This window comes from Pseudooctadecabacter sp., from assembly GCF_965657175.1.
Classification (GTDB): Bacteria; Pseudomonadota; Alphaproteobacteria; order Rhodobacterales; family Rhodobacteraceae; genus Octadecabacter.
Window position 1 is genome coordinate 1 of sequence record NZ_CBFHNH010000014.1, and the last position, 26,286, is coordinate 26,286.

The 26,286-nt window shown below is 60.7% G+C and carries 25 protein-coding genes and 1 pseudogene; 15 read left to right on the forward strand and 11 right to left on the reverse strand.

Annotated elements, in window-relative coordinates:
- Positions 1–21: 21 nt before the first annotated feature.
- Positions 22–204, reverse strand: a complete 183-nt coding sequence (locus ACTG36_RS11895) for a hypothetical protein (protein ID WP_375281444.1) — start codon at positions 202–204, stop codon at positions 22–24.
- Positions 205–366: 162 nt separating this feature from the next.
- Here ACTG36_RS11895 and ACTG36_RS11900 point away from each other — a divergent pair, with 162 nt between their 5' ends.
- Positions 367–858, forward strand: coding sequence for a copper chaperone PCu(A)C (locus ACTG36_RS11900; RefSeq protein WP_375281445.1), 492 nt, complete (start codon positions 367–369; stop codon positions 856–858).
- Here the strand turns inward: ACTG36_RS11900 and ACTG36_RS11905 are convergent.
- A complete protein-coding gene (locus tag ACTG36_RS11905) occupies positions 855–1,535 on the reverse strand; it encodes an NAD-dependent deacylase (RefSeq protein ID WP_375281446.1) in 681 nt (226 codons plus the stop codon). The two genes, ACTG36_RS11900 and ACTG36_RS11905, sit on opposite strands and share 4 nt — an antisense overlap.
- A gap of 26 nt (positions 1,536–1,561) precedes the next feature.
- On the opposite strand from ACTG36_RS11905, the pseudogene ACTG36_RS11910 reads away from it, so the two are divergent.
- Positions 1,562–2,005, forward strand: a pseudogene (locus ACTG36_RS11910) (low molecular weight protein-tyrosine-phosphatase).
- Here the strand turns inward: ACTG36_RS11910 and ACTG36_RS11915 are convergent.
- On the reverse strand, positions 1,977–2,300 hold the full coding sequence (locus ACTG36_RS11915; RefSeq protein ID WP_439142442.1) for an arginine transporter: 324 nt from the start codon (positions 2,298–2,300) through the stop codon (positions 1,977–1,979). The pseudogene ACTG36_RS11910 and the gene ACTG36_RS11915 overlap by 29 nt on opposite strands.
- A 243-nt stretch (positions 2,301–2,543) precedes the next feature.
- Between ACTG36_RS11915 and ACTG36_RS11920 the strand changes: the two genes are divergently transcribed.
- From ACTG36_RS11920 to ACTG36_RS11930, 3 genes are all read left to right on the forward strand, one after another.
- Positions 2,544–3,416 carry a hypothetical protein gene (locus ACTG36_RS11920; protein WP_375281449.1) on the forward strand — a complete coding sequence of 291 codons (873 nt, stop codon included), beginning with the start codon at positions 2,544–2,546 and terminating at the stop codon, positions 3,414–3,416.
- A gap of 109 nt (positions 3,417–3,525) precedes the next feature.
- The gene (lepA, locus tag ACTG36_RS11925) at positions 3,526–5,322 is read left to right on the forward strand and encodes a translation elongation factor 4 (RefSeq protein ID WP_375281450.1); all 1,797 of its coding nucleotides are present in this window, start codon (positions 3,526–3,528) and stop codon (positions 5,320–5,322) included.
- Positions 5,323–5,625: 303 nt separating this feature from the next.
- Positions 5,626–6,267 (forward strand): hypothetical protein, encoded by a 642-nt coding sequence (locus tag ACTG36_RS11930; protein WP_375281451.1) that lies wholly within the window; start codon positions 5,626–5,628, stop codon positions 6,265–6,267.
- 336 nt (positions 6,268–6,603) lie between these two features.
- Here the strand turns inward: ACTG36_RS11930 and ACTG36_RS11935 are convergent, their stop codons facing one another.
- The gene (locus tag ACTG36_RS11935) at positions 6,604–7,332 is read right to left on the reverse strand and encodes an alpha/beta fold hydrolase (RefSeq protein ID WP_375281452.1); all 729 of its coding nucleotides are present in this window, start codon (positions 7,330–7,332) and stop codon (positions 6,604–6,606) included.
- 64 nt (positions 7,333–7,396) lie between these two features.
- On the opposite strand from ACTG36_RS11935, the gene ACTG36_RS11940 reads away from it, so the two are divergent.
- A complete protein-coding gene (locus ACTG36_RS11940) occupies positions 7,397–7,759 on the forward strand; it encodes a hypothetical protein (RefSeq protein WP_375281453.1) in 363 nt (120 codons plus the stop codon).
- Here the strand turns inward: ACTG36_RS11940 and ACTG36_RS11945 are convergent.
- Complete coding sequence (locus tag ACTG36_RS11945) at positions 7,682–8,572, reverse strand: DUF817 domain-containing protein (RefSeq protein WP_375281454.1); 891 nt, start codon at positions 8,570–8,572, stop codon at positions 7,682–7,684. The genes ACTG36_RS11940 and ACTG36_RS11945 overlap by 78 nt on opposite strands.
- A gap of 68 nt (positions 8,573–8,640) precedes the next feature.
- Positions 8,641–9,936 (reverse strand): serine hydroxymethyltransferase, encoded by a 1,296-nt coding sequence (gene glyA, locus ACTG36_RS11950; RefSeq protein ID WP_375281455.1) that lies wholly within the window; start codon positions 9,934–9,936, stop codon positions 8,641–8,643.
- 180 nt (positions 9,937–10,116) lie between these two features.
- Here glyA and ACTG36_RS11955 point away from each other — a divergent pair, with 180 nt between their 5' ends.
- Positions 10,117–10,878 carry an NAD kinase gene (locus ACTG36_RS11955; protein WP_375281456.1) on the forward strand — a complete coding sequence of 254 codons (762 nt, stop codon included), beginning with the start codon at positions 10,117–10,119 and terminating at the stop codon, positions 10,876–10,878.
- 101 nt (positions 10,879–10,979) lie between these two features.
- Positions 10,980–11,177, forward strand: coding sequence for a CsbD family protein (locus ACTG36_RS11960; protein ID WP_375281457.1), 198 nt, complete (start codon positions 10,980–10,982; stop codon positions 11,175–11,177).
- 106 nt (positions 11,178–11,283) lie between these two features.
- Here the strand turns inward: ACTG36_RS11960 and ACTG36_RS11965 are convergent, their stop codons facing one another.
- Together ACTG36_RS11965 and ACTG36_RS11970 are read right to left on the reverse strand one after the other, a co-directional pair.
- Positions 11,284–13,170 carry a propionyl-CoA synthetase gene (locus tag ACTG36_RS11965; RefSeq protein WP_375281458.1) on the reverse strand — a complete coding sequence of 629 codons (1,887 nt, stop codon included), beginning with the start codon at positions 13,168–13,170 and terminating at the stop codon, positions 11,284–11,286.
- A gap of 128 nt (positions 13,171–13,298) precedes the next feature.
- A complete protein-coding gene (locus ACTG36_RS11970) occupies positions 13,299–15,581 on the reverse strand; it encodes an NADP-dependent malic enzyme (RefSeq protein ID WP_375281459.1) in 2,283 nt (760 codons plus the stop codon).
- Between the two features lie 149 nt (positions 15,582–15,730).
- On the opposite strand from ACTG36_RS11970, the gene ACTG36_RS11975 reads away from it, so the two are divergent.
- Positions 15,731–16,810: a cupin domain-containing protein gene (locus ACTG36_RS11975; protein ID WP_375281460.1), complete on the forward strand. Its 1,080-nt coding sequence runs from the start codon at positions 15,731–15,733 to the stop codon at positions 16,808–16,810.
- On the opposite strand, the gene ACTG36_RS11980 is transcribed toward ACTG36_RS11975, so the two are convergent.
- On the reverse strand, positions 16,807–17,001 hold the full coding sequence (locus ACTG36_RS11980) for a DUF3072 domain-containing protein (protein WP_375281461.1): 195 nt from the start codon (positions 16,999–17,001) through the stop codon (positions 16,807–16,809). The two genes, ACTG36_RS11975 and ACTG36_RS11980, sit on opposite strands and share 4 nt — an antisense overlap.
- A gap of 103 nt (positions 17,002–17,104) precedes the next feature.
- On the opposite strand from ACTG36_RS11980, the gene ACTG36_RS11985 reads away from it, so the two are divergent.
- The 6 genes from ACTG36_RS11985 to ACTG36_RS12010 all read left to right on the forward strand — a co-directional run bounded on the left by ACTG36_RS11985 (position 17,105) and on the right by ACTG36_RS12010 (position 23,447).
- The gene (locus ACTG36_RS11985) at positions 17,105–17,497 is read left to right on the forward strand and encodes a cytidine deaminase (protein ID WP_375281462.1); all 393 of its coding nucleotides are present in this window, start codon (positions 17,105–17,107) and stop codon (positions 17,495–17,497) included.
- Positions 17,498–17,500: 3 nt separating this feature from the next.
- Positions 17,501–18,808 (forward strand): thymidine phosphorylase, encoded by a 1,308-nt coding sequence (locus tag ACTG36_RS11990; protein WP_375281463.1) that lies wholly within the window; start codon positions 17,501–17,503, stop codon positions 18,806–18,808.
- Entirely contained in the window at positions 18,805–20,010 is a 1,206-nt protein-coding gene (locus ACTG36_RS11995; protein ID WP_375281464.1) for a phosphopentomutase, read from the forward strand. Before ACTG36_RS11990 ends, ACTG36_RS11995 begins: the two co-directional genes overlap by 4 nt.
- Positions 20,007–20,987, forward strand: coding sequence for an adenosine deaminase (locus tag ACTG36_RS12000; RefSeq protein ID WP_375281465.1), 981 nt, complete (start codon positions 20,007–20,009; stop codon positions 20,985–20,987). The genes ACTG36_RS11995 and ACTG36_RS12000 overlap by 4 nt, the downstream gene beginning before the upstream one ends.
- Positions 20,984–21,622: a uracil phosphoribosyltransferase gene (upp, locus tag ACTG36_RS12005; RefSeq protein ID WP_439142449.1), complete on the forward strand. Its 639-nt coding sequence runs from the start codon at positions 20,984–20,986 to the stop codon at positions 21,620–21,622. Before ACTG36_RS12000 ends, upp begins: the two co-directional genes overlap by 4 nt.
- A gap of 67 nt (positions 21,623–21,689) precedes the next feature.
- Entirely contained in the window at positions 21,690–23,447 is a 1,758-nt protein-coding gene (locus ACTG36_RS12010) for an SPOR domain-containing protein (protein ID WP_375281467.1), read from the forward strand.
- Between the two features lie 75 nt (positions 23,448–23,522).
- Here the strand turns inward: ACTG36_RS12010 and ACTG36_RS12015 are convergent, their stop codons facing one another.
- Both ACTG36_RS12015 and ACTG36_RS12020 read right to left on the reverse strand, forming a co-directional pair.
- Positions 23,523–24,551: a hypothetical protein gene (locus ACTG36_RS12015; RefSeq protein WP_375281468.1), complete on the reverse strand. Its 1,029-nt coding sequence runs from the start codon at positions 24,549–24,551 to the stop codon at positions 23,523–23,525.
- A 100-nt stretch (positions 24,552–24,651) separates the two neighbouring features.
- Positions 24,652–26,271: an AMP-binding protein gene (locus ACTG36_RS12020; RefSeq protein ID WP_375281469.1), complete on the reverse strand. Its 1,620-nt coding sequence runs from the start codon at positions 26,269–26,271 to the stop codon at positions 24,652–24,654.
- Between the last annotated feature and the right edge of the window lie 15 nt (positions 26,272–26,286).

Genomic DNA, 26,286 nt, shown 5'->3' on the forward strand with positions numbered 1-26,286 from the left:
GCGGTCGTGATTGCATTGACGTCACAGCAGATGGCTGTGGCGCGCGGCACCCATGTCGACGCGGCGGGGCAGGTCGTGATCTGCACGGGGCAGGGGGTCCAAACCATAACCGTTGATCGGGACGGTCAGCCGGTTGAGGTTGTCCATATCTGTCCTGACTGCGTTGTGACGTTTGCGGGCATACTGCCCCTCATTGCGCAGCATGATGTGCCCGATATCTACCTTCTAAACACGCAGTATCGTGTTGAAGATGTTGCCGGTTTCAGCGCGCGCCCATTGATTTGGAATGGCCGCGGGCCACCGCGATCTGTTTGAAACTGACTTTCACTTTTTCAACATCTTGCAGATCACATCAGGAGCCATCCTATGTCTTTCATCACGTCCCTTATCGGCGTGCTTTCAGCGCTGACCTTTGCCTGTCCGGCCCTTGCCGACATCGAAATTCATGACCCCTATGCGCGGTCCTCAAACCCGATGGCCGGTGCGGCCTTTATGATCATTCACAATGATGGTGACGTGGATGACCGCCTCGTCTCGGTCATCTCTGAGGTTCCGGCGCGCACGGAACTTCACACCCATATCGAAGACGCGGACGGCGTTTTGCGCATGACCCACCTTGAGGACGGTATGGACCTGCCCGCAGGCGGAAAGATCGCGATGAAGCGCGGCGCCAAACATGTGATGTTCATGGGGCTGGGCGATGGATTTGAAGATGGAGAGGTCATCACCATCACCTTCCAATTTGAACAGGCCGGTGACGTTGTCGTCGAAATCCCCGTGGATCAAACCCGGACCGAGGTCATGGACCACAGCGATATGGACCACGGCACGTCAACCGATGAGGGTCACGACCACTAGGTCAACACCTCAGCCACCCAAGCCGGCACCACTTCGGTAGCCGGACCAAACCGGGCGTCCGCGAAATCGGACGCCCGTTCACTGGGGGCGAGGTTAAGCTCCAACGTCGCCGCCCCGGCCTGACGGGCCACGCGCACGAAGCCTGCGGCAGGATAGACCACGCCACTGGTGCCGATGGCCACAAACAGATCGGCCTGCGACAGTGCGGCGCCGATGCGGTCCATGTGATAGGGGACCTCCCCGAACCAGACCACATCGGGCCGCGCCTTGCCGCCACAGGCGCAGCGCGTGTCCACATCCATGACCGCAGGTGCAGGCCACCGGGCATCACAGTCCGCACACAGCGCCACCAGATGGGTCCCGTGCATGTGGATCACATCCCGCGATCCGGCCCGTTCATGCAGGTCATCCACGTTCTGCGTGACCAAGGTGACCTGCGCCCGCGGGTCCTGCTGCAAAGCGGCCAGCGCCACATGGGCCGCGTTGGGCTGGCACGACCGCACCTTGGCCCGCCGCATGTTGTAAAACGCATGCACAGCAGCCGGATCTTCGGCAAAGCCTTCGGGCGTGGCCAGCTTCATCAGGTCCGCGTTTTCCCACAGGCCGCCCTTGTCACGGAACGTTCCCATCCCGCTTTCCGCAGAAATCCCCGCCCCTGTTAAAATCACGATGCGCATGGCGCGTCCTCTGCTATGATCACCTCATGCACCGTATTCTTTTCGTCTGTCTGGGCAACATCTGCCGGTCCCCCACGGCGGAGGCCGTCACGCGCGCCAAAGCGCCCCACCTGGCCTTGGACAGTGCGGGCACCGCTGGTTATCACATCGGCAACCCACCTTAGGGCCCCATGCAATCGGCGGCCCGCCCGCGCGGCTACGACCTGTCCGGCCTGCGCGCGCGTCAGTTTTCGCCCAATGATTTCAACAGCTTTGATATGATCGTCGCCATGGACGCCGACAACCTGCGCGATATTGAGGCCCAGCGGCCCGCAGGCAACACCACCCCTGTCACGATTTTCACGCCCGACGGCGCGCCCGTGCCCGACCCCTATTATACCCGCGATTTCGACGGCTGCCTTGATCTGATCGAAGACTGCGCCGACCGTCTGATCGCAGGTCTTAGCCGCACTGACGACGCGACGCGCTGATAAAGCTGCGGTAGCGGTCCCAAAAGGCGTCATTGGCGCGGGTGTCGCTGATCTTGGTGGCGTGCGCGACCTCTGGATCGTCAAAGAACGAGGCCACGCGGCTGCGGTCCCGCGCGCTCAACTCCGCATTGGCGACCCCTTGGACGCAGGTGCACAGCTGCACGGAGGCCGCCGATCTGTCCGCCGCCAAACAGGCGCGGCTGATTTCACCGGTGGCACCCCGGGTCGAGCCGGACCGCCCCCCACAGGCCGCCAAGGCCACCATGCACGTTAAAAGGACAATTGCCCGCATCATCTCACCTCACTCTGGCCCGCCGATTTTGTGGTCTGGGCTGTTTGCTGCTGGGGCGAGTATGGCATGGGGGGCAGGGTGGGGCAATGCGCGGTTGGGGGCGTATATGGTTTCAGGTGATAGTGCCCCGTTCTCGAAGTACAGTAGTTCTAAGCTTGAATGCGAGAATTGTTTCATTGGGGAAATAAATTGCAGTATCGTACAGTTTTAGTCCAAGCTTAAGAATATGAAATGAAAGGGGTATAAGTGAATTACGAGTCGCCCGCATTAAACAAGATTCATGATAAACGGATCGTCGCAAAGAACGAATGCTTTTTCATCGGGTTTATTGAAGGAATAGTTGCAAATAATCGTGTCGATGTTTCGGAAGTTGAGCCGCTGCTTGCAGAATGCGCGGCCTTGTGTCGACAGGTGCATGATGAGGATGCATTTGAAATAATTGAAGAAGCCTCTGCCGGTCATTTCGATACGGTTGCTGAACTCCTAGAACTCCTCCGCCAGATCATCGAGATCCGGCTCTTGAACATAGATCAAAATTGCAAACGATCGTCGGCGAATAGGATTTTAGGGTTTTGTGCGGGCATTAATTGCGATGCAGATATAACGAAACGCGAGGCAGAAGAGCTGCTGGAGAAGCTAGATAGCGATCATGATCTGTCATCCGACCCAAGAATTTCAGCTCTCTATTTACGTGTGGTTGACGCTCTTGAAGACGGGCTCATAGATAGCGATGAGTCGGACGAGATTGGAAATCTAATTGCGGCGCTCGTGGGCGACAGCTTTTCCGACACCGGTATTGCAAGTTCCGACTCCATCCCTGTCATTCAGGATTTGGATCAAGTCGATATGGAAACCCTTGAAGGGAAGAAAACTATTCTGACCGGAAAATTTCGCTTCGGGACGCGCAATGAAGTGACAGAGAAGTTGACAGTCTTCGGTGCGGATGTTCAGCGCAACACGACCAATCAAACTGAAATAGTAATAGTAGGCTCAGAAGGTTCCCCATTTTACACGCATAAGAACCATGGCGGAAAACTTGCAAAGGCCCTCAACCGTAGAATGGCCGGAACCCTGCCACGAATTTATGTCGAAGGTCAGTTTCGCAAGCTGCTAGGTTGAGGCCTGAATATGTGGTCGAGTGCAGCAGATTGGGAGGCAAAGTAGGTGCGCCGATCCTCCTCACCAAACCCCATTGCCAAACCCCCTAAATCGCACCATATCCTGCACCATGACCGACATATCAAAAATCCGCAATTTCTCCATCGTCGCCCACATCGACCACGGGAAATCCACGCTCGCTGATCGCCTGATCCAGTCCACCAACACGGTGGCCGAACGGGATATGAAGGCGCAGATGCTGGACAGCATGGACATCGAACGCGAACGCGGCATCACCATCAAGGCCAACACCGTCCGCATCGATTACACCGCGCAGGACGGCGAAACCTACGTTCTCAACCTCATCGACACACCCGGTCACGTCGATTTCGCCTATGAGGTCAGCCGCTCCATGCGTGCCGTCGAAGGCTCGCTTTTGGTCGTGGACAGCACCCAAGGGGTCGAAGCGCAGACGCTCGCCAATGTCTATCATGCGATTGAGGCGGACCACGAATTGGTCCCTGTTTTCAACAAGATCGATCTGCCCGCGTCTGATATTTCCCGCGTGGCCGAACAGGTCGAGGACGTCATCGGCATCGACGCCTCCGGCGCCATCGCCGTCTCCGCCAAGACCGGTCAAGGCATCGAAGAAACGCTTGAGGCCATCGTCACCCAACTGCCCGCGCCCAAGGGCGACCCGGACGCGCCGCTGAAAGCGATGCTGGTCGATTCATGGTACGACAGCTATCTGGGCGTGATCGTTTTGGTCCGCATCATCGACGGCAAGCTCAAGAAGGGCGAAAAGGTTAAATTCCTCAGCAACGGCACGATCCACCACGTGGACCGCATCGGCGTCTTCCGACCTGAGATGACGATGATCGAAGAGCTCGGCCCCGGCGAAATCGGCTTTCTCACCGCGTCGATCAAACAGGTCCGCGACACCCGCGTGGGCGATACAATCACCCACCAACGCTCCGAAGTCACCGCCCTGCCGGGCTTCAAACCTGCGCAACCGGTGGTCTTCTGTGGCCTCTTCCCCGTGGATTCCGCCCAATTCGAAGACTTGCGCGAAAGCATCGACAAACTTGCGCTGAACGATGCGTCGTTCAGCTTTGAAATGGAGTCCTCCGCCGCACTCGGCTTCGGTTTCCGCTGCGGCTTCCTCGGGCTTTTGCACCTCGAAGTGATCCGCGACCGGATCGAGAGGGAGTTCGACATCGAACTCATCACCACCGCGCCCTCGGTCATCTACCACATCCACATGAAGGACGGCACCAAGCTCGACCTTCATAACCCCGCCGACATGCCCGACGTCACGCTGGTCGATCACGTGGCCGAACCGCGCATCAAGGCCACGATCCTCGTGCCTGATGAATATCTGGGCGAGGTCCTGAAGCTCTGCCAAGACCGCCGCGGCATCCAGGAAGACCTGACCTACGCCGGCACCCGCGCCATGGCCGTCTATGACCTGCCGCTGAACGAAGTCGTCTTCGACTTCTACGACCGCCTGAAATCGGTCACCAAAGGCTACGCATCCTTCGACTACCAACTCACCGGTTACCGGCAGGACAATCTGGTGAAGATGTCCGTGCTGGTGAACGAGGAGCCCGTCGACGCCCTCTCCATGATGGTCCACCGCGACCGCGCCGAGGCCCGAGGCCGCGCCATGGTCGAAAAACTCAAAGACCTGATCCCCCGTCACATGTTCAAAATCCCGATCCAGGCGGCGATCGGCGGCAAAGTCATCGCGCGAGAAACCCTGTCCGCCATGCGCAAAGACGTCACTGCGAAGTGTTATGGCGGCGATGCGTCAAGAAAACGTAAACTGCTGGACAAGCAGAAAGCGGGTAAGAAAAAGATGCGCCAGTTCGGGAAGGTGGACATCCCGCAAGAGGCGTTTATTTCGGCGCTTAAGATGGACAGCTAAAAGCGGGCCATTTTTTGTGCGCGTGCGTGGCAGGGTATTGCGTAGCAATGCCCTTACGCACTCAGGAGCTAAGGCTCGCTAAGGAAGAGTGGTCCAATTTAGCGCGAGCGCGTAGGCATTGTGGAGTTGAGGCAGATAGTACTGCGAAAAGGAAACATTATTTCGAAAGGCTTTATAAATGAACTGAAGGTCCTTCTTCGGCCCGTAGGTCTAAATTGGTATCGCCTTGCACAAACCGTTTTTGGCGTTTTTTCGTTTCATTCTCTCGGGTTCATTTTAGGATTGCCGAAACAGGCTTGGGGTTTGATTGACCTGGCCACCGTAACATATCTCTCATCGCAGCTGGCAGTATTCTTATTTATCGGCTTAGTCGTTTGCTGGAGTTCAAAGAGCCTGTTGCTCTCTGCAGGGGGATTTGGGAACTTCCTGCTCGCAAAGTTCGCTGTCCGCTCTCGTGTCTCGATCCATGACAAACGCAAACAAAGATGGATGCAAATCCGTGAAGTTGCGACGTTGAGCTTTGTTGAAAAATACGGATTTCTCATTTCGGTTGTTTCTGGGGCGCTTGTCTTTTTCCTGTTCTATCTGGGCGCTGCAATAGTGAATGTCTTCTGGGCGGCTTTCTTCTTTATCATGTTTTCCTTGTTGGGCCTTCGCTCAAAAAGGTACCCGAGGAAATTTACTAGCCTAGCCTTTTGGTTGAACGACTCAGTTGGCAATTCTATCTTGGTCGCCTTTATCATATTGATTTGCGTCGTTACGGGCTACTCACGAAACGAGAGTTTGCGCAAAAGTCCTGACGGCACGATGATGATCGATCAGACTGAGTTGGAGGTATCGTTGATGACACATTCTTCTCTAGGCCCAATCTTTTTCGATCACATCAATAATGAGTACTTAGTATTTGAGAAACTACCGGCGTTTCTTTTGATCAGTGATCAATAATTTGAAGATTAGCCAAACGCTCCGCGTTTGGCTGCGCCGAACCGCCCCCACGGAGCGGGCGCTTCTCGCCCACCCCTCGGTTCGGGCGCGCCCTAGATTAGAAGTTGTATGAAACTCAGATGCCCTCGGGGCTCCGCCCGTGATTGCCCCAAAAATGTCCACTTGACGTCTCACCCTACTGGTTCAGGCAATCACACCCACCGACGGAACGCCCGCCAACCCACGTATAACCCTCATGATCCAATCAGAGGGCCCCGTCATGTACTACCTGCCACACCTGTTCATCGTCACCGCTGGCGCCGCGTCGCTTCTGGTTTTCCTCACGGGAACAACCTTTTAGCCGAAAAACGCCCGCACCGTCGCCTCGAATTCGCGCGGTTTTTGCGCGTGGAGCCAGTGGCCTGCGCCGGGCAGTTTGGCGAATTTCGCATCCGGGAAAAGCCGTTTGATCTCAGGCCGGTGCGCGGCGGTAACATAGTCGCTGTCTGCCCCCGACAGGAACAACGTCGGCCCCTCAAACGCCCCAGATACCTCAGGAAACCCGATGATCTTGGGCATCTCGGCCTCCAGCACGTCCAAATTCAACGTCCAACGTTTGCCTTTCACATCAAGGCTTTGCAGCAGGAAATCCCGCACCTCAGGGTCCAGCGTTTCCCCCGCCTGGCCCCGCCGTTCCACCCCCGACAAATCCACCGCGCGCATGGCCGCGATGTGCTGCGCTTGGCTGTGGCTGTAGCCCACGGGCGCGATGTCCGCGACGATCAGTTTCTCAACCAAATCAGGATGTTGCAGGGCCAGCACCATCGCGGCCTTGCCCCCCATGGAATGACCCACCACCAGCGATGGCCCCTCCAACAACCCCGCCAGATCATCGGCCATGTCAAAGTAGCTTTGCGTGTCGAACCAAGGGCTGGCCCCGTGGTTTCGCATGTCAGGGCAGATCACGTAAAACGCATCCGACAGCCGTTTCGCGATCACGTTCCAGTTTCGTCCCGATCCGAAAAGACCGTGTGCAATCAACAGGGTAGGGTTCGACGGGTCGCCATGGGTGAGGATATTGAGCATCCCATTTGACTAGCCCCCCACGGGCGGAATTGAAACCCCCGCCCAACCGCGCTACCCCGTAACCATGGACATCGAAACCGCCGCCGAAAACATCCGCGCCCTGATCGAGGAGCGCCTGCGCCTCAAGGCCCGCAGCCTGTCCCACGGCGTGCGCAAGGCGGGGCGGTTGTTGCCCACTTGGGCGCGGCGTGAGGCGCGGTATCTGGTTCAGGCCGCTGAAATGGCGCGTCACCCGAAAATGCAGGCCCGGATTGACGACGCGCGGGTGGCCAAGGCCCATCGCGACCTCACCGAATACCTCACCTCCATCGACCCGAAGGAACGGCGAAAGACCCGTGTTCTGAATGTCTTAGGCGCGGTCAGCTTTAATCTGATTGTCGTGGTTGCAGCTTTCATCACCTATCTGGTCTGGCGCGGATTTGTTTGACCCCAGCGGGGCGCGAATGACCAAGGTGACGGTCACGAAGCTGACGTAAAGCAGCAGATACCAACTGCCCATTTTGCTGATCGACGCCCAGTCAAAGTTTGCCGATCCGGCGTAGACCCATGTGCCCGTCAGGGTGCCGATATTCTCAGCCACCCAAAGGAAGAACGACGCCAGGAACGCCGCGACGGGCAGGGGCATCCAATAGGTCTGGCCCACGGTAAAGGTGATCCGCGTGCGCCCGTAGAGAAGCACTGTTGCCGCGAACAGCCCCCACCGGATGTCCCAGACAAAGTGGTGCGCAAAGAAATTCACGTAGATCGCCACGGCCAAAACGACCGTCATCCAGAAAGGCGGGTAGGGGGCGAACCGCATGTCGAAAATGCGGATCACCCGCGCGATGTAGCTGCCCACGGACGCATACATGAACCCGCTGAACAGTGGCACACCCATGACCATGAAAACGGCCTCTTCGGGGTAGGCCCATGATCCGGCGCTGACCTTGAAAAACTCCATGGCGGTGCCGGTTAGGTGAAACAGCAAGATGACCTTCGCCTCTTTGAGGGTTTCCAGCCGAAACAACAGCATAGCGGCCTGTGTTAAGACGGCGAAGACAAACAGGGCGTCATATCGGGTGATCAGCCAATCATCGCCCCAGATCGCTTTTGTGCAAATTACGGCCACCAACAGCAGCCCGCCAAACAGACACGCCCACCCCTGTTTAAGAACAAACATCACGAATTCTGCAACCCCGTGGGGCAGTCGGCGGCGCACCCATGTGCCAAAGCCACGTTCGAGGGATCTTGTGCTATTCATATCCCCCAAATGCACGAAAGCCGCCGTGGATGTCCACGACGGCTTTGCGCATCACTTGTGCAGATGTCTTACAGGTTTGGATACATCGGGAAGGTATCGCAAAGCGCCTCAACCTCGGCGCGCACCTTGGCCTCAACCGCACCGTTGCCGTCTTCGCCGTTCGCGGCCAGACCGTCGACGACTTCGACGATCCAGTCAGCGATCTGGCGGAATTCCACCTCGGTAAAGCCGCGCGTCGTACCTGCGGGGGACCCCAGACGCACGCCGGAGGTGACCATGGGCTTTTCAGGGTCAAACGGGATGCCGTTCTTGTTGCAGGTGATGTGGGCGCGTTCCAGCGCGGCCTCGGTCGCGTTGCCTTTGACACCCTTGGGGCGCAGGTCCACCAGCATCACGTGGCTGTCCGTGCCGCCCGTGACGATGTCCAGACCGCCCTTCATCAGTTGATCGGCCAGTGCTTGGGCGTTTTTGACCACCTGTTCCTGATAGGCTTTGAACTCGGGGCGCAGGGCCTCACCAAAGGCCACGGCCTTACCGGCGATCACATGCATCAGGGGGCCGCCCTGAATGCCGGGGAAAATGGCGGAGTTGAACTTCTTCGCCAACGCCTCGTCATTGGTCAGGATCATGCCGCCGCGTGGGCCGCGCAGGGTTTTGTGCGTCGTCGTCGTGGCCACATGGGCATGGGGGAAGGGGGATGGGTACAGACCCGCTGCCACCAGACCGGCAAAGTGTGCCATGTCGACCAGCAGGTACGCGCCCACAGAATCCGCAATCTCACGCATGCGTTTGAAATCGATGATCCGCGGAATGGCGGAGCCACCGGCGATGATCAGCTTGGGCTGATGTTCCGTCGCCAGTTCTTGCACTTGGTCGTAGTCCAACAGGCTGTCCTGCTTGCGCACACCGTATTGGATGGCGTTGTAAATCTTGCCCGACTGGTTCGGCTTGGCCCCGTGGGTCAGGTGACCACCGGCGTCCAAGGACATGCCCAAAATGGTGTCACCGGGTTTGATCAGCGCCTGAAATACACCTTGGTTGGCCTGCGAACCGGAATTGGGCTGCACATTGGCAAAGCCGCAATCAAACAGCTGCTTGGCGCGGTCAATCGCCAGGTTTTCGGCCACGTCCACGTGCTGACAGCCACCGTAATAGCGACGGCCAGGATACCCTTCGGCGTATTTGTTCGTCATGACGGAGCCTTGGGCCTCCATCACGGCGGCGCTCACGATGTTTTCGGATGCGATCAGCTCAATCTCTTTGCGCTGACGGCCCAGTTCAGCGCCAATGGCGGCAGCCACTTCGGGGTCGCGGGTGTCCAGTTTTTCGGTGAAAAAACCGTCGTCTTTGGTCGGGGCGTTCATGGCAGCGTCCTTTCGGCGTTGGGTTTGCGGCCTTTTAAGCGGTCCGCCTGCGCCATTAAACCCCAATTTTGCGCATGATCTTTATGCCGCAGGCGGCAGTTTGCGCCCGATCCGCGACTTGCGTTTCCGAAATGGGCGGGCGACAACAGATGGGAAACCCTTCAAGGACAGGGCCTTACAATGCCAAAACAGCTTGCCTTTGTGGCCAGTGACGCCCCCATCGCCCAACAGGCGCGCACGGCATTGACGCAGCAATATGGCGGTGTCGCGGTTGAGGACGCAGATATTATCGTGGCCTTGGGCGGGGATGGCTTCATGTTGCAGACCCTGCACAACACCCAAAACCTGCCCGCGCCAGTCTACGGGATGAACCGTGGCACGGTGGGCTTTTTGATGAACAGCTATTCGTCCCAAGGCCTGCGCGACCGTCTGGACCGCGCCGAGGAAGAGGTCATCAACCCGCTTCACATGGCGGCCACCTGTGTCGAAGGCCAACAACACAACGCCCTTGCGATCAACGAAGTGTCGCTTTTGCGCGCAGGGCCGCAGGCTGCGAAATTGCGCATCCATGTGGATGGCAAAATGCGGATGGAAGAACTGGTCTGCGACGGCGCGTTGTTGTCCACGCCCGCAGGGTCGACCGCCTACAACTACTCCGCCCACGGGCCGATTGTGCCCATCGGGTCCGATGTTCTGGCGCTGACGGCGGTTGCGGCCTTTCGCCCCCGCCGGTGGCGTGGCGCGCTTTTGCCCAAATCCGCGCGCGTCACCTTTGAGGTCACGAACCCCGACAAACGCCCCGTCAATGCGGATGCCGATGGCGTGTCTGTCAAAAACGTCGCAACCGTCGATGTCTGGTCCGCGCCAGAAATCGCGCACCGTATCCTGTTTGACCCCGGTCACGGTCTCGAAGAACGGCTGATCCGCGAACAATTCGCCTGACGTCTCACATTTTCTTTGGAACGAATGTCCGTGGCTTTGGTTGTATCCCCGAAGCCGCGCGGGGCGGGACCTCGCATGTGTCACAAGAGAAGGAGACACCGATGAACTGGGATGTCGTTAAGGGAAAATGGAAAGAAATCAAAGGTTCCGCCCGTGAACGTTGGGGCGAGTTGACCGATGAAGACCTTGATGAAGCCCACGGTGAACGTGAACAGCTCGTGGGTAAGGTTCAACAGAAATACGGCAAGACCAAAGCCGAAGCCGAGCGTGAAGTCGATGACTTCATCGCCAGCCTCTGAGGAGGCTGAACATGGTAGGGGGGCGGCTCTGTGGTGGGGTCGCCCTTTTACCCAGTCCCGATTTTCGGGGCGATTGAAAACCGCAGGTGGCACCGCCTGCGGTTTTTTATTTGGCGTAACCGATGGTTTGCAGCGCTGTTTTGATCTCATCCAAAATCGCAGGGTCATCGATGGTCGCAGGCAGTTTGAACGCCTCGCTATCCGCGATCTTCACCATCGTGCCGCGCAGGATTTTGCCGGACCGTGTTTTCGGCAACCGGTCCACCACGCAGCACAGTTTGAACGCGGCCACAGGCCCGATGGTGTCGCGCACCAGTTTCACGCAGCCCTGCTCCACGTCCTCGGGCGCGGTCTCCACCCCTTTGCTGAGGCAGACAAACCCCACCGGCAGCTGACCTTTCAACGCATCCGTCACCCCGATGACGGCACATTCGGCGACATCCGGATGGGCGGCGAGAACTTCTTCCATCGCACCGGTCGACAACCGGTGTCCGGCGACGTTGATCACGTCATCGGTGCGCGCCATAATATAAAGGTACCCGTCCTCATCAATCATACCCGCATCGCCGGTTTCATAATAGCCCGGAAAGGTGGTGAGGTAGGATTTCAAGAACCTCTCTTCGGCATTCCACAACGTGGGCAGGGTGCCCGGCGGCAGCGGCAGCTTTACCGCAATGGCGCCCAGTTCACCGGCGCCCAAAGGATGGCCCTCGTCGCTGAGGATTTGCACATCAAATCCCGGCATCGCCACCGTGGGCGACCCCAGCTTCACCGGCAGCGGTTCAATCCCCACCGGATTGCCCGCAATGGTAAAGCCCGTTTCGGTCTGCCACCAATGGTCGTAAATCGGCTTGCCCAGCTTGTCCTGCATCCATTCGATCGTGTCCGGATCGGCCCGCTCACCGGCCAGATAAATCTGCCCCAGACAGCTCAGGTCATATTTCTTCACGAACTCACCCGCAGGGTCTTCGCGTTTCACGGCGCGGAAGGCCGTGGGGGCCGTGAAGAAGGATTTGACGTCGTGTTCTTCGATCACCCGCCAAAAGGTGCCCGCGTCGGGGGTGCCGATGGGCTTGCCTTCGAAGACAATGGTGGTGTTGCCGTGGATCAGCGGCGCGTAGCAAATATAGCTGTGCCCCACGACCCAACCCACATCGGACGCCGCCCAGAACACATCGCCGGGGTCCACGTTATAGATGTTCTTCATGGTCCAGTTCAGTGCCACCAGATGCCCCGCCGTGGGCCGCACCACGCCTTTGGGCGCGCCGGTGGTCCCGGATGTATATAGGATATAGGCCGGATGGGTGCCCTCAACTGGGACACAGGCGGCGGGGGCGGTCCCCTCCTGAAAGCCATGCCAATCCACATCTCGCGCGCCTAGGTCACAGGGGTGTTGTTCTCGTTGCAAGATCACGCAGAAATCTGGCGTGTGGTCGGCCAGTTCGATCGCACCGTCCAGCAGGGGTTTGTAATCCACGACCCGCCCCGGTTCCAACCCGCAGGACGCGGCGATGATCGCCTTGGGCGTCGCATCATCAATCCGCACCGCCAATTCATTGGCTGCAAAGCCACCGAAAACCACCGAGTGGATCGCCCCCAACCGTGCGCAGGCTAACATCGCCTCCAACGCTTCGGGCACCATGGGCATGTAGATGATGACGCGGTCGCCCTTGCCGACACCTTTCGCCGCCAGACCACCGGCCAAAGCCGCCACGCGGGTCTGCAATTCGGCATAGGTGAATTTGGCCTTGGTTCCAGTGATGGGGCTGTCATAAATGACCGCCACCTGATCCCCGCGCCCCTGTTCCACATGGCGATCTACTGCGTTGTAGCAGGTGTTCACCTTTGTATCGCGGAACCATTCATACAGCGGTGCCTTGTCGTCAAACAGCGCCTTGGTCGGGGCCACATCCCAGTCAATCGCCTCCGCCGCCTTTAGCCAGAACGCTTCAGGATTGTCCTGCCAACTTTGGTAAACGTCGCGATATGCCATATGAATGTCCCTTCCCTCACTGGGACATGTGTAAAAGGACGGGCAGGCCACGCGCAAGCAATAGGGCCTCGCAAATTTGCGAAATTATCCCAGCCATCCGCGGGTCAGTTGCAAAGTTGCAAATACGATCAGCCGTATTGCTGCACCGGCGTGCCCGCAATGGCGGCCATGTTCAACAGGCCCCGCGCGGTGATCGCAGGTGTCACGATGTGGGCGCGGTTGCCCATGCCCATCAGGATCGGCCCGACCTCAAGCCCGCCTGCGCGCATTTTCAGGATGTTGCGCACCCCGCTGGCCGCATCTGCATGGCCAAAGATCAGCACATTGGCGACCCCCTGCATCCGGTTATTTGGCATCAGTCTCGCCCGCAGGTCGGGATCAAGGGCCGCATCGATGTTCATCTCCCCCTCATAGGCGAAATCAACCTTTTGGGCGTCGAGGATATCCATCGCCGCGCGGATGCGTGTGCCCGTGTCGCAATCCAGATTGCCAAACTGCGACTGCGCGCAAAAGGCGATATTGGGCGCAAGGCCGAACCGCTTTACATGACGTGCCGCCCCGATGGCCGATTGGGCAATCTGTTCGGGGGATGGTTCAGACCGCACATGGGTGTCCGCAATGAAAAGCGGCCCGTCTTCCAAAATCATCATCGACAACGCGCCCTGCACGCTGTGGTTTTTGCCCAGCACGTTTTCGATGTACTTCAGGTGCCAGCGGAACTGCCCGAAGGTGCCGCAAATCAGGCTGTCTGCCTCACCGCGTTCCACCATGACGGCGCCGATCGCCGTCGTATTGGTGCGCATGATCGCCCGCGCCAGATCGGGTGTGACCCCCTTGCGTGCCATCAGGCCGTGATAGGTTTCCCAATAATCCCGGTATCTTGGGTCGTTTTCGGGGTTCACGATGTCCAGCTTGCTGAGGTCCATTTCCAACCCCGCCCGCAACGCCCGTGCGCGGATCACGTCCGGTCGCCCGATCAGGATGGGGGTCTCTGTCGTTTCCTCCAAGATCGCCTGTGACGCGCGCAGCACCCGTTCGTCTTCGCCTTCGGCAAAGACGATCCGCCGCGCTGCTGTGGCCGCCGCCTGAAACACGGGCCGCATCAGCATGGCGGATTTGAACACGGACGCGTCCAGCGCTGCCTTATAGGTCGGAATATCCACCTCGCGTGTGGCTACACCTGTTTCCATGGCGGCCTTGGCGACCGCGCTGGCCACCACCCCCATGAGGCGCGGATCAAAGGGTTTGGGGATCAAATACTCCGCCCCGAAAATCAGCTGCTCGCCCTGATAGGCCGACGCCGCCTCAGCACTTGTGGTGGCCCGCGCCAGCGCCGCGATCCCCTCAACACAGCCGATCTGCATGGCGTCGTTGATCTGTGTGGCGCCCACATCCAGCGCGCCGCGAAAGATAAACGGAAAGCACAGCACGTTGTTGACTTGGTTGGGAAAATCACTGCGCCCCGTGGCGATCAATGCGTCCGGTTTCACCGCCCGCGCATCGTCGGGCAGGATTTCCGGCGTGGGGTTGGCCAGCGCAAAGATGATGGGCGTGTCCGCCATTTTGGCAACCATATCGGGCGTCAGAACACCGGGGCCGGACAGCCCAAGGAACATATCTGCCCCGCCGATCACATCGTCCAACGTCGCGGGCTTGGTGCCCTGCGCGTAACCTGCCTTTTGCGGGCTCATATCCGCCTCGCGGCCCTCGTAAACCAGCCCCTCAATATCGCACAGCCAGACGTTTTCGCGTTTGACCCCCAGCTTTAGCAGCATGTTCAGGCAGGCAATGCCCGCCGCCCCGCCGCCGGTGCTGACGATCTTGATGTCCTCAAACCGTTTACCGGCCACCCGCAACGCATTGGTCGCAGCCGCCCCCACAACAATCGCCGTGCCGTGCTGGTCGTCGTGAAACACGGGGATGTTCATCCTCTCACGGCACAGCTTTTCCACGATAAAACAATCCGGGGCTTTGATGTCTTCGAGGTTGATCGCGCCAAAAGTCGGCTCCATCGCGCAGACGATATCGGCCAGTTTTTCGGGATCCGGTTCATTTAGTTCAATGTCAAAGCAATCGATGTCCGCGAACTTTTTGAACAGGACAGCCTTGCCCTCCATCACCGGTTTTGACGCCAAGCCGCCGATGTTGCCCAGCCCCAGAACGGCCGTGCCGTTTGTCACCACCGCCACCAGATTTCCGCGCGATGTGTAGTCCCGAGCGGTGGCCGGATCGGCCTTGATTTCAAGGCAGGCCTCGGCCACGCCAGGGCTGTAGGCCCGCGCCAGATCACGCCCGTTGGCCAAGGGCTTCGTCGCCCTGATTTCCAACTTCCCGGGCTTGGGGTGCCGGTGATACTCCAATGCCGCCTGCCGCAGTGTTTCTTTGTGCGTCTCGTTGGGCGTATCGGCCATGTCGGGCTCTCTTTTCTGTTCGGTTTGGATGGGGTCGCACGAAGTGGTTTAACGTTAAACTACTTTTTGCGACCTAAGGTCAATTCGTCTGTCATACACAGGTGCATTGGGCTCTTGCAATTCCTGTTAGCGCACAACACCCTGCGCAAATGACGGAAAATGCTGATATTCGCGCCGAAGTGTGCCTGCCCACCGCTGATTTGACCGCAGACATCGGGTTTTTCACCAAAACGTTGAAGATGCGGATGGACACGATCTATCCCGCCGATGACCCCAGCGTCGCGGTCTTCTCCGGACACGGCCTGCGTGTAAGGCTGGATCAGTCCAGCCAAGCGCCCGCCGGTCACATCCGCATTCTCACCGATACACCGTGGACCGATGGGCAGCTGACCTCACCTGGCGGGACGCGCGTTGATATCGCCCCCCTCGATCCGCCGTTGCAGATGCCGCAAACGGACCACGCCTTTGTGGTGCGCCGTCTGGCCGATCAAGCGCCATGGGTCATTGGCCGCGCGGGGATGCATTACCGTGATCTGATCCCCACACGGCTCGGCGGGTCCATCATCGCGTCCCACATCCGCATCCCCGATGGCGGACCGGTTCCCGATATGGTGCATTTCCACAAGGTCGGGTTTCAGCTGATCTATTGTTATCGCGGCTGGGTCGATGTGGTTTACGAAGACCAAGGCGGCCCCATCCGCCTGCACGCAGGCGATTGTTTCATCCAACCCCCCGAAATCCGCCACCGCGTGTTGGAGGCCTCGGACGGCATCGAAGTCATCGAAATCGGCGTCCCAGCAGAACACGTCACTGAAATCGACCACGACATGACCCTGCCCACCCCACACCATCGCCCCGACCGCGAATGGCAGGGGCAAAGGTTCGTGCACAATGTTGGTAAAGACGCCCCGTGGCATCCGTTCCGCCTGCAAGGGTTCATCGCCCGCGACACCACCATCAACGACGCCACAAAATCCGTCGCAGGCGTTCAGGTCATCCGTCGCGGGCAGGGCACGCCAGAATGGACGCGCCATGATGCCGACATTCATTTCACCTTCGTGATGGAGGGCGCCATGACGCTGCAGGGTGAGGGCAAGGACCCCCACCGGTTGGAACCCGGCGATGCCTTCGTCATCCCGCCGGGGCTGATGACCCGCTATGCCGACCCGACCGAAGACCTTGAATTGCTTGAGGTTTCCTTGCCGGGTGCCTTCAGCACAACTGCTTAATCCGCCTGATCTTCCAGCAGGCGGATGCGTTCCATCGCCTGTTGCTGGTTCAATGCTGCATCAAACGGCTCATCCAGTTTGTCGCACAGTTTTTGCAGTTTTGCGGCCTGCACTTCGGTCATAGGGGCGTCCGCATCGTAATGCGGATCGAGGTTCAAATTGGCTTCCGCCACGCGCAATGTGTTGGGCATGTTGATCTCCTTTCGTGCTTAACCCTTGGTCCGCCTGTCCGGTTCCCCCTTGCGCTTGGGGCCACGGGTTGCGACAAATCTGACCAACACAGGAGCTGCCCCCATGTCCCTTCTCGACGCTGCCCGCGCCGTGCGTGAAAACGCCTACGCCCCCTATTCCAACTTCAAGGTCGGCGCGGCCCTGCGCACCGCTGACGGCACGGTTTTCACCGGGATCAACGTGGAAAACGTGGCCTACCCCGAAGGCACCTGCGCCGAAGCGGGGGCGATCGCAGCCATGTGCGCCACCGGCGCGCGTGAGATTGCTGAGGTCGCGGTGATCGCCGACGCCCCAGCCCCCGTGCCCCCTTGCGGTGGGTGCCGCCAGAAGATCGCGGAATTTGCGGGGCCGGATGTGGTCGTGACCATGGCCACCACCGACGGCGCGACCTTGCAGATGACCGTGGCCGATCTGCTGCCTGGCCGGTTCGATGCCTCCCACATGGATCGCACCTGATCCATGGATGCGCGCACGATCATTGCCAAAGTTCGGCGGGGCGATACGCCCACGGCGGATGAATTGGCGTGGTTCGCGGGGGGGCTGGCCACGCGCGACGTGTCCGACGCACAGGCCGGTGCCTTTGCCATGGCCGTCTGCCTGAACGGCCTGTCAGACGAAGGCCGCGTGGCGCTGACCACCGGAATGCGCGACAGTGGGGAGGTCTTGTCATGGGACCTGGGCGGTCCCGTCCTCGACAAACATTCGACCGGCGGGGTGGGGGACCCAGTGTCGCTGCTGCTGGCACCCGCCTTGGCGGCCTGCGATGTCTTCGTGCCCATGGTGTCGGGGCGGGGCCTTGGCCACACCGGCGGGACGCTGGATAAACTCGACTCCATCCCCGGCCTCAGCACCACCCAGACCACCGCCAATTTCCGCAAAATCACCCGCGATATCGGCTGCGCCATCGTCGGGGCCACCAAATCCATCGCACCTGCAGATAGACGGTTATATGCTATTCGGGACGTCACAGCGACGATTGAGTCCGTTGATTTGATCTGCGCGTCGATCCTGTCCAAGAAACTGGCCGCCGGTCTGGACGGTCTGATCCTCGATGTGAAAACCGGCAGCGGGGCGTTTATGAAAACGCCCGAAGACGCGGCCACGCTGGCGCGCGCGCTGGCCTCTACCGCCAATGGCGCAGGCACGCCCACCGCCGCCTTCATCACCGATATGTCGCAGCCGCTGGCCCCGGCCCTTGGCAATGCCACCGAAGTGGCCGTTTGCCTTGAACTGTTGTCCGGCAACCGCGCCGCCGCCCCCCGTTTGCATGACGTGACCGTGGCGCTGGCCGGGCGTCTTCTGGCGCTGGCGGGTCACTCTGAAGGCGAAGCCGAGGAGAGGGTCGCCGCCGCCATTTCCTCAGGCCACGCCATGGTCTGTTTCGCCGCCATGGTCCGCGCCATGGGCGGACCGCCCGATATCGCCGAAGACTGGCACACCCACCTGCCCAAGGCCCCCGTGGTGGGCGACGTGCCCGCCATGCGCGACGGATATGTCACCGCGATTGACGGCGAGGCTCTGGGCCTGGCCGTGGTGCGCATGGGCGGCGGGCGGCAGGTCGAAACCGACCGCATCAACCCCGCCGTGGGCCTGTCCGACGTGGTGGACTTGGGCCGCAAAGTATCCCGTGGGGACCCCATCGCTACGATCCACGCCGCGGATGAGGCCAGCGCCGAACAGGCCGCCCGCGCAATCCTCGACGCGATCACCATCGCGGATGCAGCCCCCGACCTTCCCGATCTTATCCGTGAACGGATCGACCCATGACCGACGCCCGCGCCTTTCTTCTGGTCATCGACAGCGTCGGCATCGGCGGCGCGCCCGACGCGCATAAGTTCTTCAATGACGACACGCCCGACACAGGCGCGAACACGCTGGGCCACATCGCACAGGCCTGTGCTGCAGGACAGGCCGAGGACGGGCGCAGCGGCCCGCTGAACATCCCCACTCTCAACGCCATGGGGGCAGGGGAGGCGATCAAACTGGCCACCGGCCTCGACCTTGGCTGGCCCGCGCCCACCGGTGCCTTTGCCGTCGCGACCGAGGTCAGCATGGGCAAGGACACCCCGTCGGGCCATTGGGAACTGGCCGGCGTGCCCGTCCCGTGGGATTGGACGACCTTCCCCAAAACCACCCCCGCATTCCCGCCGGACGTCACCGCGCGCATCTGCGAATTGGCGGGCACGACCGGCATCCTGTGCAACGCCCACGCCTCCGGCACAGGGGTCATCAACACCTTCGGGGCCGAGCACGTCAAAACCGGCTGGCCCATCTGCTACACCTCCGTGGACAGCGTCTTGCAGATCGCCGCCCATGAGGACCACTTCGGCTTGGACCGTCTTTTGACGCTTTGCGAGGCCCTCGCCCCCATGCTGCACGACATGAAAGTCGGCCGCGTCATCGCGCGGCCCTTCGTAGGGACGGACGGCGCATTCGAACGCACGATCAACCGCCATGACTATGCCATTGCCCCGCCCAGCCCCACCTTGTGCGACTGGGTTCAAGGCGCAGGCCGATCTGTGCAAGCCATTGGCAAGATTGGGGATATCTTCTCAATGTCCGGCATTGATGAGGTCCGCAAAGGCGCCGACGCGACCCTCATGGACCACCTGTCCGACATGATCGACACCGCCCCCGCAGGCGGGCTGGTCTTCGCCAATTTCGTGGAATTCGACAGCCTGTATGGCCACCGCCGCGATGTCTCAGGCTATGCGCGACATCTGGAATGGTTCGACGCAGCCCTTGGCCAGCTGTTGCCCAAAGTGCGGCCCCATGACCTGCTGATCGTCACGGCTGACCATGGCAACGACCCCACATGGACGGGCGGCGATCACACCCGCGAACGGGTGCCGGTCTTGATCCACGGCGCAGGACAGCGCACCCTTGGCCATGTGGCGTTTGTCGATGTGGCAGCCTCCGTCGCGGCGCATCTGGGCGTCCCCTCATACAACGGAACTTCTTTCCTATGACCTATCAGTCTTTGCCCAAAGTCGAATTGCACACCCACCTTGAGGGCTGCGCGCCGCCCGCCTTCATCCGTGGGCTGGCACAGGAAAAATCCATCGACATTTCCGGTATTTTCAACGCCGACGGCACCTATGCCTATCGCGACTTTGATCACTTCCTAAAGGTGTATGAGGCCGCCTGCACGACCCTTCAGACCCCGCAAGATTTCTACCGTCTGACCCGCGCGGTGCTCGAAGAAAGTGCGGCCCACGGCGTCGTGTATCAAGAAACCTTCGTCAGCCCCGACTTTTGCGGCGGCGGTGATCTGGCCGCTTGGCGCGACTATATGGCCGCGATGAAACAGGCCGCCGATGAGATGGACGACCAGATCACGCTGCGCGCCATCGTCACCTGCATCCGCCACTTCGGCCCCGACGCCGCCAAACCCGCCGCCCTCTGCGCGGCTGAAACCTTTGGCGATTTCATCACCGGCTTTGGCATGGCAGGGGCCGAAATGGTGGGCCGTCCGGGCGATTACGCCTATGCCTTCGACATGGCGCGAGAGGCCGGGATGCCGTTGACCTGTCACGCAGGCGAATGGGGCGGGCCGGACATGGTCGCAGACACCCTGCGCGATTTGCGCGTGGCCCGCATCGGCCACGGCATCAACGCCATCAAAGACCCCGCTTTGGTGGATCAACTGGCCGAACACGGCGTGGTGCTTGAGGTCTGCCCAGGCTCCAACGTGTTCCTCAAAGCCTCGGGCGATTGGCCACAGCACCCCATCGCCAAACTGCGCGACGCGGGCGTCAAAGTGACCGTCTCAACCGATGATCCGCCGTTTTTCGGCACCACCATGACCCGCGAATTCGACATGCTGGCCCAGACCTTCGGCTGGGATGAGGATGATTTCAAAGCCCTCAATCAAACCGCCCTCGACGCCGCCTTCTGCGACGCCGCCACCCGCACCAAAATTGCCAAACGACTGGACACCCAATGACGACCTTGCCGCACCTGACCCATGTCACGCACCCGCTGGTGCAACACAAACTGACGCTGATGCGCGACCAAGACACGCCCACTGCGGTCTTCCGCCAGCTTCTGCGCGAAATCAGCCAGCTTCTGGCCTATGAGGTCACGCGCGAATTGCCCATGACCACGAAATCCATCGAAACCCCTATGGAAGCGATGGAAGCGCCCACGTTGGAGGGCCGCAAACTGGCCCTGATTTCCATCCTGCGGGCGGGCAATGGTCTGCTGGACGGCATGTTGGAACTGATCCCGTCGGCCCGTGTCGGGTTTGTGGGCCTCTACCGTGACGAAGAAACCCTGCAGCCGGTGCAATATTATTTCAAAGTCCCCGATCATCTTGAGGACCGCATGGTCATCGCCGTGGACCCGATGTTGGCCACGGGCAATTCGTCGATCGCGGCGATTGATCTGCTTGAGAAAGCGGGCGCAAAAGACATCCGATTCCTGTGTCTTCTGGCCTCCCCCGAAGGGATCGCTGCCATGAAAGAGGCGCACCCCGACGTGCCCATCGTGACCGCCGCAGTGGATAGTCACTTGAATGACAATGGATATATTGTGCCAGGACTAGGGGATGCGGGCGATCGCATGTTTGGCACTAAATAAGGGCAACAATTCCTTTACTTCCTAGGCATTGTTCTGCATGCTTCCACAATATCTTGTGGGGGCAAATATGCAGTTTTTCAAAAAACGATCCGTCGTGTTCTCGACCGTCACTGCCGTGGCGCTTGTTTTGGGGGCTCAGGCGTCGGCGCAAGCGCTGCGCGATGCGACTGGACCGGCGGAATTTCCGCCGTCGTCTTACACCGGCAACCAATACGTGGACAGCCGTGGCTGTGTCTTCGTGCGCGCAGGCATCGGCGGCACCGTCAACTGGGTCCCCCGTGTGTCGCGGTCGCGCGAACAGCTGTGCGGCTTCCAGCCGACACAGGTCGCAGGTGCCACGCGCACAGCACCGATCGCAGACGTGCCCAACCCGTTGGACACACCCGTCGCGGGCCTTGCCCCACGAGATGAGGTCACGCCAGCCCCCGCACCGGTCGTGACAGCGGCACCGGCCCCGGTTGCTGCCCCGACACCCGCCCCGGCCCCTGTCGCCACGCCCCCCGCCACCGCGCGGCTCGGCTTGCCGACCTCAACCGCCGGTTCGATCAACCCGCTGACAGCCCGCCCTGCCAATGCCGCACCTGCACCCGCAGCTGCTCCGGCCCCTGTGGTCACGGCCAGCCCATCGCCACGCGTCATCACGCCTGAACCAGCAGCCGAGCAGCCGCGCACCATCACCCGCGCCGAAGCCTGCGCAGGCCGCACGGGCATCCAGCCCAATCTTGTCAGCCGCAGAACCGGCCAGCCCATCGATTGTGGCGGCACAACAGCCCCCGTGCAAACCGCGACCGTCGTGGCCCCTGTCGCCGCTCCAACACCGGCCCCCACACCCGTGGCCCCCGCACAGCGACGGTTTTCGCTGGCTGAGGCCTGCGCCGCCGTGGAAACGCGTGGCCTGCAATTCGTCAGCGCCACGACAGGCCAGCCTCTTGATTGCGGCGAACGTCTGCGCGGACGCACCATCGCAAGTGCGGCACCGCGGTCCGGCGGTCTGTCGCTGGAACAGCTGCGCGCTGATCTGAACGCGCCGCAGCGGCCCTATTCCAACCCTCTCGATGCGGCACCGGGCAGCGTCTTTGTGCCCCCTGTCGCCACACGGGCGGCCACGACCACACGGCCCTATTCCAACCCACTTGATGCCCCTCCCGGTGCGACCTTTGTGCCGGGTGTGAACACGCAAGTGGGCGCGACCTGCGCTTACGGCGCGGTCGGTACGGTCGAAGGCCTGCCTGTGCGCTGTGGCCCGCAGGCGCTGTCGCCTTCGGGTGGCGGTGCAGTTCAAACGGTCGGCCGCGCCCAAGCGCGCACCTTGGGGGAGCTTCAGCCCCAAAACACGGTCGCGGCCTTGCTGGGCCAGCAGCCCGCGCCCTATTCCAACCCAACGCGCGGCGTCTCTGCCGCGAATATCACGGTCCCCCACGGCTACGCCCGTGTCTGGTCTGATGGGCGGTTGAATACGCAACGCGGTCTGCCGACCACCAATGTGGTCCCCGCCGGCACTGTGCGCTACGCCACCCAGCCGCGCGCGCAGGTGCAGGCCACGCCGCAGACGACCACCCGCGCCGTGGCCCCCGCCCCAAGGCGTGAGGCGATCTCGGGCCACCGCTATGTACAGGTCGCCACCTTCGCCAGCCGTGATCAGGCACAGGCCGCCGCGCGCGCTTTGCGGTCCCGTGGCCTGCCCATGCGGATCGGCGTGTTTGAAAACAATGGCCGCCAACTGCGCATGGTTCTGGCCGGTCCGTTCGGCAGCGAACAGCAGTTGCAATCGGCCTTGGGCACCGCCCGTGGCGCGGGCTACGGCGGGGCCTTCACCCGCCGCTGATCCGGACACCACAAACCGATCAAAGGGCCTCGCCAAATGCGGGGCCCTTTTTCGTTTTCGCACTGACACAGGATCTTAGCTGCAAATGCCCTGCAGGCTGATCCATTCCGCATCGGTCAAAACCGGCAGGACATCGCGGCCCTGCATGGGGTCGGCCTCAATCAGGCCCAAGGTGGTTTCACCGGTGATGTCCACGGAATAGGCAAAGGGGGTCGATGGCAGCGACGCTGCCTCAAACAAATCCAGCAAAATCGCATCAGACACCCGTGGGGGTGGATCGGCCAGCAGGGTTTCGGCGTAGCCGCGCAAGGTCTCAGGTGCGATGTCACCGGTCGTCAGCAAAGTGAACGTCGTGCCCAGCCCCGTGGCCTGCAACAGCCGCGCCAAGGGATCCTCGGCGCGCAACTGCCCTGCGGCGGCAATGACATGGCCTGCCACCACGGCAGGGTCCTCGGTGTCCTCGATCAAATCGCGGTTCAGCACGATCAGACCACCCGGCAGATACAGGCTGATCTCAGACCCCGACGGCACCACAAAGACCTGACCGCCCGCCTCAGCCCCCAAAGTGCGGCGGTGCAGCTTGGCCAGCGCCTCCGCACCCAAGGTGCTGCGACAGGTCTGTCCCGTCATCCGTTGAATATGGCCCAGCAGCGTGGCCCCGATCTCGGCGCGTTTGACCTGCGGGACCACGGACATGGTCTGGCGGATCAGCGCATCGGGCAGCCAAAAGACGCCCAAGCCGAGAACTGCCGCCACCGTGGCAATGACACCCAAACTGCGCAACCGCCCCGGCCGTGCGCGTCTGCGGCGCACGGTCTTGCGGACCTTTTCCATGGCGTCGGTCATCAGATCGTCTTCGATCTCAAGGGTTTCGGTCGCCCCTGCATCGGGCGAAAAGACGGCAGGTCGCACACCGGGATTGACCCGCGACACCGCAGGCAGGGACCAATGGGTCAGGGGTCGTCCGGCGGTGTCAGAAATGACCAAGGTCGCGGCCCCGAAAGACACCAGAACCTCACGCAGTTGCGCATCTGGTGCCGCACGCCACAGCCCGCCGCTCTCCAATCGGGAAAATTCTGTCAGTGCCGTGTGTTGCGATGCCATCTGGGGCCTGCTCTGCCTCCGGTTTCGTCACACTATAGGGGGGCGGTGCGAAAATGACAGCCCCGCGCGGGGGGCAAATCCTGTCACAGGATTTGGCCCCTCACGCCAACGTCTTGCGCAATTCGAACTTCTGGATTTTGCCGGTCGATGTCTTGGGCAATTCCCCGAACACCACTTTCTTGGGGCATTTGAACCCCGCCAGCCTTTCACGCGTAAAGGCAATCAACGCAGCTTCATCCCCGTCGCGGCCCTCTTTCAATTCCACAAAGGCGCAAGGCACCTCGCCCCATTTGTCGTCGGGCATCGCCACCACCGCACACAGCATCACATCAGGATGCCCCATCAGCGCACTTTCCACTTCCACGGATGAGATATTCTCCCCCCCCGAAATGATGATGTCCTTGGCCCGATCCGCAATCTGCATGGACCCGTCAGGGTGTTGCACCGCCAAATCCTCGGAATGGAAATAGCCCCCCGCAAAAGCCTTCGCCGTGGCCTCAGGGTTTTTCAGATAGCCTTTCATGACCGAATTGCCGCGAATGACGATTTCCCCTTGGGTGGCCCCATCCATGGGCACCTGTTCCATGGCGTCGGACATAACGGTGATGTCCTCCATCTGTGGAAAGGCCACACCCTGACGCGCCTTAATGGCGGCCTGTTCGTCTTGCGGCAGAGCGTCCCAATCGGCGTTCCACAGACATTCGGTGACATGGCCGTAAGTCTCCGTCAGCCCGTAGACCTGTTGGACATGAAACCCCAGCTTGCCGATGGCGGCCAAGGTGGCGGGGGCAGGGGGCGCGCCTGCGGTAAAGACCTCAACCGTGTGGTCAAAATCGCGGCGCTCGTCGTCTTTCGCGTTGACCAACAGGTTCAACACAATGGGCGCGCCGCCGAAATGCGTGACCCCTTCGTCCGCAATGGCATCATAAATGGCCTTGGCCGAAATATCGCGACAACACACAACCGTGCCGCCCATCATCGGCATCATCCAGGTGTGGTTCCAGCCGTTGCAATGAAACAGCGGCACGATGGTTAGAAACACCGGATAAAGTGTCATCCGCCATGTCACCGGCGTGCCAACCGTCATCAGGTATGCGCCGCGGTGATGGTACACGACCCCCTTGGGCCTGCCAGTCGTGCCGGAGGTGTAGTTCAGCGCAAGGCTCTCCCATTCATCCTCGGGCATGATCCAGTCAAACGCAGGATCGCCTGCGGCCAGAAAGGTCTCGTAATCAATCTGTTCGCCGATCTCGGGCACACCGGCTTGGGTGTCGGGCACTTCGACGACCAGCGGGGCCTCGCCCTCCATCAGATCAATCGCGGCCATGCAGACGGGCAGGAACTGGCTGTCACACAACACGACCTTGGCCCCACCGTGGTCGAAAATATAGGCGATGGTGTCCACATCCAGCCGGATGTTGATGGTATTCAGAACCGCCCCACAGGCGGGCACCCCGAAATGCGCCTCCGCCTGTGCGGGCACATTGGGCAACAGCGTCGCCACCACATCACCGGGCGCCACCCCCGCCATCTGCAGCGCCGAGGCCAGCTGGCTGACCCGTGCATGATACTGCGCATAGGTCAGGCGCATATTGCCATAGACCAGCGCCTCACGGTCGGTAAACACTTTGGCCGCCCGCGCCAGATGGCTCAGCGGGGTCAGGGGCACGTAATTGGCTGGCGTTTTGTCCAGCCCGGTCTCGTCTTTCATCCAGCCCATGTGCCGCCCTCCCGA

What these genes read in the sequence shown, in the direction of transcription:
- ACTG36_RS11895 (WP_375281444.1), bottom strand. Translation starts at nt 204, where the DNA reads ATGCTGCGCAATGAGGGGCAGTATGCCCGCAAACGTCACAACGCAGTC.
- ACTG36_RS11900 (WP_375281445.1), top strand. Translation starts at nt 367, where the DNA reads ATGTCTTTCATCACGTCCCTTATCGGCGTGCTTTCAGCGCTGACCTTT.
- ACTG36_RS11905 (WP_375281446.1), bottom strand. Translation starts at nt 1,535, where the DNA reads ATGCGCATCGTGATTTTAACAGGGGCGGGGATTTCTGCGGAAAGCGGG.
- ACTG36_RS11915 (WP_439142442.1), bottom strand. Translation starts at nt 2,300, where the DNA reads ATGATGCGGGCAATTGTCCTTTTAACGTGCATGGTGGCCTTGGCGGCC.
- lepA (WP_375281450.1), top strand. Translation starts at nt 3,526, where the DNA reads ATGACCGACATATCAAAAATCCGCAATTTCTCCATCGTCGCCCACATC.
- ACTG36_RS11935 (WP_375281452.1), bottom strand. Translation starts at nt 7,332, where the DNA reads ATGCTCAATATCCTCACCCATGGCGACCCGTCGAACCCTACCCTGTTG.
- ACTG36_RS11940 (WP_375281453.1), top strand. Translation starts at nt 7,397, where the DNA reads ATGGACATCGAAACCGCCGCCGAAAACATCCGCGCCCTGATCGAGGAG.
- ACTG36_RS11945 (WP_375281454.1), bottom strand. Translation starts at nt 8,572, where the DNA reads ATGAATAGCACAAGATCCCTCGAACGTGGCTTTGGCACATGGGTGCGC.
- glyA (WP_375281455.1), bottom strand. Translation starts at nt 9,936, where the DNA reads ATGAACGCCCCGACCAAAGACGACGGTTTTTTCACCGAAAAACTGGAC.
- ACTG36_RS11955 (WP_375281456.1), top strand. Translation starts at nt 10,117, where the DNA reads ATGCCAAAACAGCTTGCCTTTGTGGCCAGTGACGCCCCCATCGCCCAA.
- ACTG36_RS11960 (WP_375281457.1), top strand. Translation starts at nt 10,980, where the DNA reads ATGAACTGGGATGTCGTTAAGGGAAAATGGAAAGAAATCAAAGGTTCC.
- ACTG36_RS11965 (WP_375281458.1), bottom strand. Translation starts at nt 13,170, where the DNA reads ATGGCATATCGCGACGTTTACCAAAGTTGGCAGGACAATCCTGAAGCG.
- ACTG36_RS11970 (WP_375281459.1), bottom strand. Translation starts at nt 15,581, where the DNA reads ATGGCCGATACGCCCAACGAGACGCACAAAGAAACACTGCGGCAGGCG.
- ACTG36_RS11975 (WP_375281460.1), top strand. Translation starts at nt 15,731, where the DNA reads ATGACGGAAAATGCTGATATTCGCGCCGAAGTGTGCCTGCCCACCGCT.
- ACTG36_RS11980 (WP_375281461.1), bottom strand. Translation starts at nt 17,001, where the DNA reads ATGCCCAACACATTGCGCGTGGCGGAAGCCAATTTGAACCTCGATCCG.
- ACTG36_RS11985 (WP_375281462.1), top strand. Translation starts at nt 17,105, where the DNA reads ATGTCCCTTCTCGACGCTGCCCGCGCCGTGCGTGAAAACGCCTACGCC.
- ACTG36_RS11990 (WP_375281463.1), top strand. Translation starts at nt 17,501, where the DNA reads ATGGATGCGCGCACGATCATTGCCAAAGTTCGGCGGGGCGATACGCCC.
- ACTG36_RS11995 (WP_375281464.1), top strand. Translation starts at nt 18,805, where the DNA reads ATGACCGACGCCCGCGCCTTTCTTCTGGTCATCGACAGCGTCGGCATC.
- ACTG36_RS12000 (WP_375281465.1), top strand. Translation starts at nt 20,007, where the DNA reads ATGACCTATCAGTCTTTGCCCAAAGTCGAATTGCACACCCACCTTGAG.
- upp (WP_439142449.1), top strand. Translation starts at nt 20,984, where the DNA reads ATGACGACCTTGCCGCACCTGACCCATGTCACGCACCCGCTGGTGCAA.
- ACTG36_RS12010 (WP_375281467.1), top strand. Translation starts at nt 21,690, where the DNA reads ATGCAGTTTTTCAAAAAACGATCCGTCGTGTTCTCGACCGTCACTGCC.
- ACTG36_RS12015 (WP_375281468.1), bottom strand. Translation starts at nt 24,551, where the DNA reads ATGGCATCGCAACACACGGCACTGACAGAATTTTCCCGATTGGAGAGC.
- ACTG36_RS12020 (WP_375281469.1), bottom strand. Translation starts at nt 26,271, where the DNA reads ATGGGCTGGATGAAAGACGAGACCGGGCTGGACAAAACGCCAGCCAAT.